This is a genomic window from Rhizocola hellebori, assembly GCF_016862955.1.
Lineage (GTDB): Bacteria > Actinomycetota > Actinomycetes > Mycobacteriales > Micromonosporaceae > Rhizocola > Rhizocola hellebori.
In genome coordinates this window covers 36,711-48,446 of the sequence record NZ_BONY01000071.1, presented here as the reverse complement: position 1 = coordinate 48,446, position 11,736 = coordinate 36,711, and the positions used below count along the sequence as shown (strand labels likewise).

Below are 11,736 nucleotides of genomic sequence, written 5' to 3'. Positions count from 1 at the left end.
GTAGCGCTCAAAGAACAGATGCGCCAACGTCAGCGCCGCTGCCCGACCCAACGCGGCGGCGCACCACCGGCCGGTGCCTGCCTATCGATCAAGACTGTGGGGGTGGTCCGATTCCGGGTACCTGTTCAACCGCCGAACCGATCGGCGCCAGTATGGCTGCAAACGAACGCATCACGGTCTGTTCCGCTGTTTCGGGCCACGCTGGCACTTCTTCGTCTCTGGACCAGGCCGAAACCGCCTTGGCTGCCAGTTCCGCCAGCACCCGGGGGGGTCACCGGCGGCACCCGGAACACCGACAGCGCCAGGTCGACGGCATCGTTGGGGTGCCTAGACGAAGGTCCAGTTAGATCCTGTGCCGTGTAGGCGCGGCCCTGGTGGCATTGTGCCAGAAATCCCGCGCGCACCCGTCCAATCGCGCTGCGCCTCCGAAGAAGCTGCGTGTCGCCCGGTGGGCGCACAGACTCGCGACAGAGGAGAACGAAGATGCCAAGGAAGTGGGTACTGGGCCTGGCGGTGCTGGCCGTGACCGGAGCCATGACGGCGGCCGCCGCGGTGGTGACCAAGGCCGGGTCGCAGGGATCGGATCCGTTGCTGGTCAGCTACAACGACAACTCGCCGGACCGGCGCAACGACCACCGCGTGATCGGCCTGACCGGCGACGGCCGCAACCTGGTCTGGTTTCGCGCCAACGACCCGGACAAGGTTCGCAGCATTGGCACCGTGGGCGGCATGGTGGGTGACACGCGTCTGATCGGCATCGACTTTCGCGCCCAGAACGGCAAGCTCTACGGCGTCGGCGACAGCGGCGGCATCTACACCATCGGCATCGATAATGCCAAGGCCAGCAAGGTTTCTCAGCTGACCATCGCCCTGTCCGGCCAGAGTTTCGACATCGACTTCAACCCGGCGGCCAACCGGTTGCGGGTGCTCAGCGACAACGGCCAGAACCTGCGCCACAACATCGATGACCCAGCCGGCACCCCGGCCGCGGGCATGACCGCCACCGACACCGGGCTGACCACACCACCGGCGACAGCCGTCACGACGGGGGTCACCGGTGCCGCGTACACCAACAACGACACGGATCCGAACACCGCCACCACCCTTTTCGACCTCAACGTCATGACCGACCAGGTCGCCGTGCAGTCACCGGCCAACCAGGGTGAGCTGGCCCCGGCCGGCAAGCTGATGGTCGACACCGACGGCGACACCGGCTTCGACATCTACAGCGCTCTGCGCGTCGGGGTCAGCGCGGGCAACACCGCATACGCCACCCTCAAAGTGGACGGCCGCTATCGGCTCTACCGCATCGATCTGCTCACCGGCCGGGCCGCTCAGAACGGCTCGTTTCCCAACCGCACCCAGGTCACCGACATCGCCATCCAGCTCGACGCCTGAACGGACGGCAACAGACGGCAGCAGGCGGCGAAGTCCAATGAGGACATCGCCGCCCAGCGTACCTAGCCATCGGGTCACGGCATCGCCGGTGATGCCTGTATGAAGGTCCATTGGTGTGCTTCGAGATCCCGTGCCGTGTAAGCGCGATAACCGTGCTGCTGGATCTCCGAGACGATGGTGGCGCCGTGACCCGTGGCCCGCGCATGGTGCGCGTCGAGGTCGTCTACATAGACCCACATCTCGTGGGTGACCGGCTCGTCGGCGGAACGCTTGCCCGCCAACGGGAAAAGGAGCACGGCCACGTTGCCGACGTGCAGCTCGATCCACGACGGTTGAGCCCCTTCGGCGGGGATGCGGTCCCACGAGGTCAGCCCGAAAACCTTGGCCAGCCAGCGGGCTGCGGCCGCAGGATCCTCGTAGTAAAGCGCAGCGCTCAACCGGGCCAGCTGCCGTGGCTCAGGTGAAGTCGCGGCATCGCGTCGGGCGCACCACGATTCAAGCCAGTGCAGCACGTTGGGCCAGAAAAGCGAACCCTCGCCCACCTCGCCGCCGGGTAGCAGGTAATGCTCGACGCGCACCCGGGTGCCCGAGTCGATGGCCTCGAAGCGCACGTCGACCTCGGTGGCGTCGACGCTGCTGCGGTAGACCAGCCGCGCCCCCGGCTCCCACACCGTGATCCGGCCCAGTTCGAGGGCATCGCCGGTGGTGTCGTCGTACACCTCTAAGAATCGCCCGCCGACGCCGGGCTCGATCCGTTTGGTCACGGCACGTGCGGAGTCCCAAGCATTGATGGGCCCGGGAACCCACCACTGTCCTATCTCCTCGGTGAAGGCCTGGAACGCGATCAGCGGGTCGACACCGACCTCGATCGATGCGGTAGCCGATTTGCGGGTCATGGTTTGGCCTTCCCTTCAACATGGCGTTTGAATGAGCCGAGCTGTTCGTTCCAATGCGCTTGTACCTGATCGAGCCAAGCCTGCAAGGCGACCAGAGGATCGGGGCGCAGCCGGAACACCCGAACCCGCGCATCGGTGGCCACCCGTTCGTCGCTGACCAGGCCGGCCTCAAGCAGGATGCGCAGATGACGGCTGATCACGGGCGCCGAGGTGCCGGTGGCCTGGGCCAGCTCGCCGGGCCGGCGCGGGTGCTCGCCCAGCAGCTGGATCACGCGGCGGCGGGTGGGATCGGCCAGCACGGTGAAGACCGCCTGCACCGAGTCATCTAACACCCTCTAATAGTTAGAGCAGATGCTAACTATTGTCAAGCCCGCCAGCTGGCCCAGGCCCGCACCCCGAGATTGCGCACGGCCAGGCCGAGCCGCGTCTTCGGAATGAGCACTCCCGCGGCCACACCGATGCCGCGCTGCCTCGGGTTTACCAGCCTGCGGTGGGTGGCCTCATAGTGGCGCAACGCCCGCGAATGGTCACCCGGATCGGCGCCAAGCGATGCGGCGAGGGTGAAAGCACCGGCCATAGCCAGACTGGAACCCTCGCCCAACAGCGACACGCACGAAGCCGCGTCGCCGAGCAAAGCAATGCGGCCGCGCGACCATGTCGCCAGGCGCACCTTGCTGACCGAGTCGAAGTAGAGATCGTCGGTGGCGCGAAGCGTCTCAAGCAGCTGAGCAAGCCGCCAGCCGCCGCCGGAGTAGGCCGCAGTGACAATTTCCTTGTGCCGCTTGGTGTCCCGGTGATCGAGATCGGCGATGGCTGGGCCGCGAAAGATGAAGGCGGCCAAAGCATTGCCCCGCGACGGGTGGATGGAGGCCAGCCTGCCGGGAGTGTTGTACAGCAGCACCTCCCGGGGATTATCGGCGCCAGCCCCGAGCGGCATGGTGGCCACATAGACGCCCATGTGGCGCACGAATTCGGCATCCCGGCCGAACGCCAGCCGCCGCACGGTGGAATGCAGTCCGTCAGCGCCGATCACGAGGTCGAATCGGCGCGGGGCGGAACGCTCGAAGGTGACATCCACACCGCCCTCGTCCTGCCGCATTTGCGCGATGGAGTCGTCGAACACGAACTCAGCGGTGTCGCGAGCTGCCTCATAGAGGATGGCGGCCAGGTCGGCACGCGGAATCTCGACCTCCTGATCGCTTGCGCCGCTTCGGGTTGCCGACATGGGCAGCCGGGCGATCCGGCGGCCGGCCGCATCGACGAAGCTCATCGACTCCACGTTGGTGGCCGCATCGCGCAGCCGGGGCAGCAGGCCCATCTTTTCCGCCACCGGCAGGGCCGGCCCGCGGACGTCGACGGGGTTGCCGCTCGAGCGCGGCGCTGTGGACCGTTCCACGACGGTGGGCGTGAACCCGTGCCGCGTCAGCCAATAGGCAAGGGTAGGGCCGGCCACACCAGCGCCGGAGATCAACACGTTTTGCGGCTTCATACTCCGCACGGTACCAGCACTCAGTGCAATTCTGCAATGAGTGCATAATTGCGCGGAGTGCGGCGTGCCGTACACTGATCGGCATGTCACTGCGCGACCGCAAACGGGCCCGGACCAGGCAGGCACTCGTCGACGCCGCCGCGGATCTGTTCGAGCGCAACGGTTACGACCAAACCACGGTCGCCGACATCGCAGCGGCGGCCGACATCGGCACGCGCACGTTCTTCAGCTACTTCGCCAGCAAGGAAGAGCTGCTGTTCCCGGAGAGCGACAGCCGGGTGCAGGCCACGGTCGACGCGATCGCGGCGCGCAAGCCAGCCGACGGCCCGGCCGAGGTGCTGCTCACAGCGCTGCGAAACATCGGCGAGGACAGCAATGACATGGTGAGCCCGCTGGCCGGGTTGCGGATGCGCCTGATTCAAACGGTGCCGGCCGTGCGCGGGCGCGCCCTGCAGATCCAGCTCGACGCGCAGCGCGAGATCGCCAGGCATCTGGCGGCCGAGTTTCCCGACCAGCTTGACCAGGTGAGCGCGGCCGCGCTGACCGGAGCATTCGTCGGCGCGGTCCAGGGCGCGCTGCAGGTGCTGCTGGAAGACCCTGAGCGGCAAGCCAATCCGGCCGCCATGCGGGCGGCGGTGGGCCAAGCGGCCGACATCGCGCTCACCCCATGGCTACGCCACGGCTCGGCAACGCGGCATTAATCAAAGGGAAATAGATCCACGGTGTACTGGACCACGACTCACCCAAGGTGAGGCGCGCCTAGGGTTCCGCCGCCCATTCGGGCGGGCTGGTCCGAGAGGTGCAGGTGCCCGGGCACGGCCAGGGCGCTCCACGGCGGGACAAAAGCCCGGGAGACAGCCGAAGACTGGCTGTGCCCCAGCCGGTCCAGTCCCGACGGAGGCACCATTGGGATTCCACCACCACCCCCAGCACGGCCCCGAAGCCAAGTACGCGGTCGAGCGTGAAGCCGAGCTGCCCACCACACAATGGGAAGAGGAGGTCGCGCGCGGCCTCGAGCTCGGCCTGCCCGGCGCCGACTCCATTGTCGACAAACGGATCCCCACCTTCTCCCGCGGCGAGCTGCCACACTTCGCGGGGATCAACACCTTCCTCAAGGCCCCCTATCTGGAGGACGTGCGCCGATGCGGCGAGTACGACGTCGCCGTGCTGGGAGCGCCCTTCGACGGCGGCACCACCTATCGCTCCGGCACCAGGTTCGGCCCGCAGGGCATCCGTAAGATCTCGGCGCTCTACGGCCCGTATTCGTTCGAGCTCGGCGTCGACCTTCGCGAGTCCATCACCATCGCCGATCTGGGCGACATCTTCACCATCCCCGCCAACATAGAGAAGACATTCGATCAGATCTCCAAGGCGGTGGCGCACGTCTACGCCTCGGGCGCGTTTCCGGTGGTGCTCGGCGGCGACCACTCCATCGGCTATCCCACCGTACGCGGGGTCGCCCAGCATCTGCAGGGCAACCTCGGGATCATCCACTTCGACCGGCACGTCGACACCCAGGAAACCGATCTCGACGAGCGGATGCACACCACCCCGTGGTTCCATGCCACGGACATCCCCAACGTGCCGCCGAAAAACCTGGTGCAGATCGGAATCGGGGGCTGGCAGGCGCCACGGCCGGGGGTCAAGGTGGGCCGGGAACGCGGCACCACCATCATGACCGTCACCGACTGCGTCGAGATGGGCATCGAAGCGGCCGCGGAGCGGGCGCTGGAGGTGGCCTGGGACGGCGCGGAAGCGGTCTGGCTCAGCTTCGACGTCGACTGCCTGGACGCCGCCTTCGTACCGGGTACCGGCTGGCCCGAGCCGGGCGGCTTCCTGCCACGCGAGGTGCTCAAGTTCATCCAGCTGATCGCCGAGCGCCCGCTGGCCGGCATCGAGGTGGTGGAGTGCTCGCCGCCCTACGACAACGCCGAGATCACCGCGCTGATAGCGACCCGTGTCATCTGCGACACCCTGGGCTGCCTGGTCAGGGCCGGCCACCTGCCATCGTCCACATTGGAGAAGAAGTCATGAAGAGAAGGGTCGTCGGCCTGCTGGCCGTCCTATCGCTGGCCATATCCGGCTGCGGCACCGCGGAGGAACCGGAGCAGGCCAAAGCCAAGGTGACGCTGGCGTTCAGCGCGTGGCCGGGCTGGTTCCCGTGGCAGGTCGCGCAGGAACAGGGCCTGTTCGCGAAGAACGGGGTCGAGGTCGAGCTGAAGTACTTCGACAGCTACACCGACAGCCTCACCGCGCTGGCCACCGGAAAGGTCAGCGCCAACAGCCAGACGCTCAACGACACCCTCGCCTCGGTCAGCGGCGGCGCGGCGCAGAAAATCGTTCTGGTCAACGACAACTCGACCGGAAACGATCAGATCATCGTGGCCCCGGGCATCACCGGCGTGGCCGATCTGAAAGGCAAGGCGATCGCGGTCGAGCAGAGCACGGTCGACCACTATCTGCTGTTGCTGGCGCTACAGAAAGCGGGTTTGAAGGAAAGTGACATCACGCTCAAGCCGCTGCTGACCGATGCGGCCGCGGCGGCGTTCGCGGCCGGCGAGGTCGACGCGGTCGGCGCTTTCGCCCCGTTCACCTCCGACGCGCTCAAGCGGCCGGGAAGCAAGGTGCTGACCTCGTCCAAGGACTTCCCGGGCGCGATCCCCGACCACCTGGTGTTCACGGCCGAGTTCGTCTCCGCCCACCCGACCGAGGTACAGGCCGTGGTGCGGACCTGGTTCGACACCATCGCCTGGATCCAGGCCAACAAAGAGGCGGCGATCGCCATCATGGCCAAGAAGGCGGGGGTCAGCGCGGACGAGTACAAGACCTACGACGCGGGGACGACAATCTTTACGCGGGAACAGAACCTGTCCGCCTTCGCCAGCGGGAGCACGCCGGCCAACCTCGACTATCAGGCCGGGCTCATCGCGCAGTTCCTCGTCGACACCAAGCTGGCCGAGAAGAAGCCTTCGCTTGACGGCCTTTTCGAGCCCAAGTTCGTCCAGGCGGTTTCGGGATGAGCCTGCCACGGCGTCGGCCCCCGCGGCCGACGCCGTCCCTGCTGGCCATCCGCAAACCCAACTCGCGGCGGGCCACCGTCGTGCTGGTGACCCTTTCGGTGCTCGTGCCGCTCGGGCTGTGGTGGGGGCTGAGTGTGAGCGGGCTGATCCAGCCCGCCCGCTATCTGCCCACCCCAGCCGCCACTTTCGCCGCGGCGCTGGAGATGGCGGGCTCCGGTCAGCTGTTCACCGATGCCTGGGCGAGCCTGCAGCGGGTGCTGCTCGGGTTCGGGCTGGCCATCGCGGTGTCGGTGCCGCTGGGCATCGCGATGGGCACCTTCCGCGCCGGGCAGTCGCTTTTCGAACCGGTCATCGGGCTCCTGCGCTACCTGCCCGCGAGCGCGTTCATCCCGTTGCTGATCATCTGGCTGGGGCTGGGCGAACCGTCCAAAGTGGCGCTGCTGTTCATCGGCACCGTCTTCTTCAACACGTTGATGACAGCCGATGCTGTACGCGGCATCCCGACCTCGCTGATCGACGTCTCGTACACGCTGGGCGCCCGCACCGGCGAGGTGGTACGCAAGGTGGTCATCCCGCACTCGCTGCCGGGCATGATCGATGCAGTCCGGGTCAACGCGGCCGCGGCGTGGAACTTCGTCGTGGTGGCCGAGCTGATCGCGGCCGATTCCGGGCTGGGCTACCGGATCGTTCGGCTGCAGCGCTTCAGCCAGGTGGACCGGATCTTCGCGGTGCTGGCGGTCATCGCACTGATCGGTCTGGCCATCGACCTTCTGCTGCGGCTCACCCGCGACCGGGTCGGGAGGTGGACATGATCAAGCTGGAACTGGCCGACGTCGGCATGCGTTTCGGGGACGTGGTCGCGCTTGAGGGCATCAACCTGGCCGTGCCGCGGGGAAGTTTCGTCTGCGTGGTTGGCGCCAGCGGCTCGGGCAAGTCGACGCTGATGTCCCTGGTGGCCGGGCTGACCAGGCCCACCAGCGGGGAGGTCCGCCTGGACGGCTACCCGGTCACCATGCCCGGCCCCGATCGCGGTCTGGTGCTGCAGTCGGGCGCGGTGTTCCCGTGGCGTGACGTGGAACGCAATGTGGGCTTCGGGTTGGAGCTGCTGCCCCGACTGTCCAAAGCGGAGCGTTCGGAGCGGGTGCTCCGCTACCTGGAAGCGGTGGGGCTGAACGAATTCCGGCACGCCCTGCCCAAGCATCTGTCCGGCGGGCAGCGCCAGCGGGTCGCCATCGCGCGGGCGCTGATCGTCGAGCCGGAGGTGCTTCTGCTCGACGAACCCTTTGGCGCGCTTGATGTTCAGACCAAGGAGGACATGCAGCTGCTCATCCGCAAGGTGTGGCGCGACACCGGGACGACCGTGCTCATGGTCACCCACGATGTGGAAGAGGCGGTCTTTCTGGGCCAGCGCGTGGTGGTGCTGGCGAGCCGCCCGGGGCGGGTGGCCGCCGATCTGAGCGTGCCGCTGGGCGACCACCGCGATCTGAGCGTCAAACGCGAGGACTCCTTCCTCGCGCTACGGGCCAAGATCGAGGATCTGGTGCGCGCCTTTCACCGCACCGGCGGGCAAGGCCCCAGGCAGGTGGTAGCCGCCAGGAGCTATACCGATAGCGCGGCACGCACCAGGTCGGCCGAGCTTTCCCCGCCGGAGCCGGTCGAGGTCACCCGGCCGGATTCGAGGACGTAGTAGTTCTGCGCGGCCCGCAAGGCGAAGCCGAGGTGCTGTTCCACCAGGAAGATGGCGACGTGGTTGGCCAGATCGAGGATCTTCTCCTCGATCTCGGCCACCACCGACGGCTGGATCCCCTCGGTCGGCTCGTCGAGCAGCAGCAGCCGGGGACGGGTGATGAGCGCGCGAGCGATGCCCAGTTGCTGGCGCTGCCCGCCGGAGAGCAGGCCCGCCCTGCGCCGCAGCAACGGCTTCAACGCGGGGAACAGGTCCAGCGCGGCATCGAGGGATTCCTTGCCCTGCTTACGCCCGTCCGCGGTGATCTGCAGGTTCTCCAGCGCGGTCAGGTGCGGAAAGCATTGCTGTCCCTGGGGAACGTAGGCCATCCCGGCGGCCACCCGCTGGTGGGCCGGCATCCGGGTGATGTCCTCGCCGTCGAAGGAGATGGTGCCCTGTCTGGGTTTGAGCAACCCGATCGCGGCCCGCAGCAGGGTGCTCTTGCCCGCCCCGTTGTGGCCGAGTACGGCGGTGACACCCGCGGCGCCGACGCTGATTCCGATGCCGTGCAGCACGATGCTGCGTCCGTAACCGGCTTGGAGACCTTCTATTGTCAGCATCAGGCTTCCTTGGTACCCATATAGACCTCTTGAACTTTGGGGTCGGCCTGGACCTGGGCGACAGTGCCCTCGCTCAGCACCCGGCCGGCATGCAAAACGGTGACGGTCTGGGCGAAGCGCCGCAGGAAGTCCATGTCGTGCTCGATGACCACCACCGTGCGGTCGCGGCTCACCTTGCCGATCAGCTCGCCGGTGGCATCGCGTTCGTCGTGGCTCATGCCCGCCACCGGCTCGTCGAGTAGCAGCAGCTTCGCGTCCTGCACCAGCAGCATCCCGATTTCGAGCCACTGTTTCTGGCCGTGGGCAAGGGTTCCGGCCGCCTGATCCAGCTGACCGGTAAGCCCGATCGTCTCCAGCGCCTCCTGCACGTTCTCGGGGATGCCCCGACGGCGGCGGATCATGGTCCAGGCGCCGCGGCCGGTGCCCGCGGCGATGTCGAGGTTTTGCAGCACGGTCAGGTTTTCGAAGACCGCCGCGGTCTGGAAGGTGCGTCCCACCCCCAGCCGCGCGATGCGATGGACTTCGGTGCCGAGCAGCTCGCGCTCGCCGAAGCGCACCGATCCGCTCGCCTTGACCAGCCCGGTGACCGCGTCGACCAGGGTGGTCTTGCCAGCGCCGTTGGGGCCGATGAGGAAGCGGACGTCGCCCGGGGAGACGTCGAGGTCGACCCCGCCGACGGCCACGAACCCGTCGAAGACGACGCGCAGGTCACGGATGCTCAAGCCGTCCATGCGGTTGCCTCCTTAGCAGACGGGCGAGCGAAGCCAGCCCACCGGGCAGGACCGCGATCACGATGACGAACAGAGCACCCTGCAGATAGATCCAGGCGCCCGGAAACCGTTCAGAGAGCGTGGTTTTCGCGTAGGCCACCGCGACCGCCCCGAGCACCGGCCCGAGCAGGGTAGCCCGGCCGCCGATGGCCACCCCGATGACGAACTCGATCGAGGGGACGATGCCGATCAGCGCGGGCGAGATGATGCCCACTGCGGGAACGAAAAGCGCCCCGGCGAGCCCGGCCATCCCGGCTGCCGCCACGTACGCGACCAGTTTGACGGTGGCCGGGTTGTACCCGAGGAAACGCACCCGCTCCTCGGAATCGCGCACCGCCACCAGCAGCTCCCCGTACCGGCTGTGCATCAGCTGGCGCACCAGTGCGAGCAGGCCGAGCAGGCAGGCGGCGATGATGAAGTACACCATCCGCTGGTTGACCGGATCGTCGAGGTCGTAACCGAAGAAGCCTTCGATGTCGGTCAGGCCATTGGTGCCGCCGGTGGTGCCCTGCTGTCCAATCAGGAGGATCACCATCGCGGCGGCCAAGGCCTGGCTCAGGATCGCGAAGTAGGCCCCGCGAACCCGCCGCCGGAAGATGAGCGTGCCCAGCGCCAGCGCCACCAGCATCGGCAACAGCACGGTGGCGGCAAGCGCGAAGACCGGATTGGCGAAAGGACGCCACCACCACGGCAGCGCGTCAAGCTGGCCGTAGAGCTCCATGAAGTCGGGCAGGTTGCCCTCGCCCGCGTCGGCGAGCTTCAGATGCATGGCCATCGCGTAACCGCCGAGGCCGAAGAAGACACCTTGGCCGAGCGTCAGCAGCCCGCCGCGCCCCCACGCCAGGCCGATACCGACCGCCACCAGCGCGAAGCACAGGTATTTGGCGAGAAGGCTGAGCCGGAAGTCGGACAGCACCGCGGGCGCGACCCCGAACAGGACAACGGCACCAAGCGCGAATCCCGCGGCCGCGCGCCACTTCATGCCAGGCTCCTGGTGCGCAAGGTGAACGCGCCCTGGGGCCGCCATTGCAGGAACGCCACGATCGCCACGAACACCGCCACCTTCGCCACGCTCAACGTCGTGAGATATTCGACGCTCGACTGAAGCACTCCGAGGACAAACGCCACTATGACGCTGCCCCGCAGATGACCGATGCCGCCCACGACCACCACCAAAAAGGCGTCAATAATTATGTTGGTACCCATGGTCGGCCCGATCGGGCCCAACAGAGTCAAGGCCACCCCGGCGATGCCGGCCAGCCCGGAGCCGATGAAGAAGGTGAGCCGGTCGATGCGCGCGGTGGGCACCCCGGAAACGGCGGCCAGATCACGATTCTGAACCACCGCCCGGATCCTGCGGCCGAAGGAGGTCAGCCGCAGCGCCACCGTCAGCGCGGCCACCGCGAGCACCACCAGGCCCAGGATGAACAGCCGGTTGTTGGCCATGGTCAGATCGCCCGCGATTCGGGTGTTGCCGGTGAGCACCTCGGGCGCGCGGGTCTGCACATTGGGCGCGCCGAAGATGTCGCGCGCAAGCTGTTGCAGCAGAAGCGAAACACCCCAGGTGACCAGGAGCGTGTCGAGCGGGCGCGCGTAGAGCCGCCGGATGAGCAGGAATTCGAGCAGCACGCCCATCGCCCCGGCCACGGCGAACGCCACCGGAATCGCCACCAGCAAGGAGACTCCGGCATCGGTGATCGCCGACTGCAGAACGAACGTCGTGTAGGCGCCGGCCATGATGAACTCGCCGTGCGCCATATTGATCACACCCATCTGCCCGAAGGTGAGGGCCAGGCCGAGCGCGATGAGCAGCAGTACAGCGCCGATGCTGATACCGGTGAAGAGCTGACTGGCAACAACTGTCACGTGTCGCCTCC

Annotated in this window: 13 protein-coding genes and 1 riboswitch; of the genes, 6 read left to right on the top strand and 7 right to left on the bottom strand. The window is 67.3% G+C overall.

Going from position 1 to position 11,736, the window contains the following annotated elements; translation table 11 throughout:
• Positions 1 to 483 precede the first annotated feature (483 nt).
• On the top strand, positions 484 to 1,398 hold the full coding sequence (locus Rhe02_RS38040) for a DUF4394 domain-containing protein (protein WP_203913329.1): 915 nt from the start codon (positions 484 to 486) through the stop codon (positions 1,396 to 1,398).
• A 74-nt stretch (positions 1,399 to 1,472) separates the two neighbouring features.
• Here the strand turns inward: Rhe02_RS38040 and Rhe02_RS38035 are convergent, their stop codons facing one another.
• The 3 genes from Rhe02_RS38035 to Rhe02_RS38025 are packed head-to-tail and all read right to left on the bottom strand — an operon-like array spanning position 1,473 to position 3,783.
• Positions 1,473 to 2,294, bottom strand: coding sequence for a VOC family protein (locus tag Rhe02_RS38035; protein ID WP_203913328.1), 822 nt, complete (start codon positions 2,292 to 2,294; stop codon positions 1,473 to 1,475).
• Complete coding sequence (locus Rhe02_RS38030) at positions 2,291 to 2,626, bottom strand: ArsR/SmtB family transcription factor (protein ID WP_203913327.1); 336 nt, start codon at positions 2,624 to 2,626, stop codon at positions 2,291 to 2,293. Before Rhe02_RS38030 ends, Rhe02_RS38035 begins: the two co-directional genes overlap by 4 nt.
• A gap of 32 nt (positions 2,627 to 2,658) precedes the next feature.
• Positions 2,659 to 3,783, bottom strand: coding sequence for an FAD-dependent monooxygenase (locus Rhe02_RS38025; protein ID WP_203913326.1), 1,125 nt, complete (start codon positions 3,781 to 3,783; stop codon positions 2,659 to 2,661).
• 83 nt (positions 3,784 to 3,866) lie between these two features.
• Here Rhe02_RS38025 and Rhe02_RS38020 point away from each other — a divergent pair, with 83 nt between their 5' ends.
• From Rhe02_RS38020 to Rhe02_RS38000, 5 genes are all read left to right on the top strand, one after another.
• Positions 3,867 to 4,484, top strand: coding sequence for a TetR/AcrR family transcriptional regulator (locus Rhe02_RS38020; protein ID WP_203913325.1), 618 nt, complete (start codon positions 3,867 to 3,869; stop codon positions 4,482 to 4,484).
• 47 nt (positions 4,485 to 4,531) lie between these two features.
• A riboswitch (guanidine-I (ykkC/yxkD leader) is annotated at positions 4,532 to 4,639 on the top strand.
• A gap of 50 nt (positions 4,640 to 4,689) precedes the next feature.
• Entirely contained in the window at positions 4,690 to 5,817 is a 1,128-nt protein-coding gene (locus tag Rhe02_RS38015; RefSeq protein WP_203913324.1) for an agmatinase family protein, read from the top strand.
• Complete coding sequence (locus Rhe02_RS38010) at positions 5,814 to 6,803, top strand: ABC transporter substrate-binding protein (protein ID WP_203913323.1); 990 nt, start codon at positions 5,814 to 5,816, stop codon at positions 6,801 to 6,803. Before Rhe02_RS38015 ends, Rhe02_RS38010 begins: the two co-directional genes overlap by 4 nt.
• Positions 6,800 to 7,615 carry an ABC transporter permease gene (locus tag Rhe02_RS38005; RefSeq protein ID WP_203913322.1) on the top strand — a complete coding sequence of 272 codons (816 nt, stop codon included), beginning with the start codon at positions 6,800 to 6,802 and terminating at the stop codon, positions 7,613 to 7,615. Before Rhe02_RS38010 ends, Rhe02_RS38005 begins: the two co-directional genes overlap by 4 nt.
• On the top strand, positions 7,612 to 8,490 hold the full coding sequence (locus Rhe02_RS38000) for an ABC transporter ATP-binding protein (protein WP_203913321.1): 879 nt from the start codon (positions 7,612 to 7,614) through the stop codon (positions 8,488 to 8,490). The genes Rhe02_RS38005 and Rhe02_RS38000 overlap by 4 nt, the downstream gene beginning before the upstream one ends.
• Here Rhe02_RS38000 and urtE read toward each other — a convergent pair.
• Genes urtE through urtB form a run of 4 tightly spaced genes read right to left on the bottom strand, consistent with a single transcriptional unit; the run spans position 8,403 to position 11,725 of the window.
• Positions 8,403 to 9,089, bottom strand: coding sequence for an urea ABC transporter ATP-binding subunit UrtE (gene urtE, locus Rhe02_RS37995; protein ID WP_203913320.1), 687 nt, complete (start codon positions 9,087 to 9,089; stop codon positions 8,403 to 8,405). The genes Rhe02_RS38000 and urtE overlap by 88 nt on opposite strands.
• The gene (gene urtD / locus Rhe02_RS37990) at positions 9,089 to 9,820 is read right to left on the bottom strand and encodes an urea ABC transporter ATP-binding protein UrtD (protein WP_203913319.1); all 732 of its coding nucleotides are present in this window, start codon (positions 9,818 to 9,820) and stop codon (positions 9,089 to 9,091) included. The genes urtE and urtD overlap by 1 nt, the downstream gene beginning before the upstream one ends.
• Positions 9,798 to 10,841 (bottom strand): urea ABC transporter permease subunit UrtC, encoded by a 1,044-nt coding sequence (urtC, locus tag Rhe02_RS37985; RefSeq protein ID WP_239124319.1) that lies wholly within the window; start codon positions 10,839 to 10,841, stop codon positions 9,798 to 9,800. Before urtC ends, urtD begins: the two co-directional genes overlap by 23 nt.
• Positions 10,838 to 11,725 carry an urea ABC transporter permease subunit UrtB gene (gene urtB, locus Rhe02_RS37980; RefSeq protein ID WP_203913317.1) on the bottom strand — a complete coding sequence of 296 codons (888 nt, stop codon included), beginning with the start codon at positions 11,723 to 11,725 and terminating at the stop codon, positions 10,838 to 10,840. Before urtB ends, urtC begins: the two co-directional genes overlap by 4 nt.
• Positions 11,726 to 11,736 lie beyond the last annotated feature (11 nt).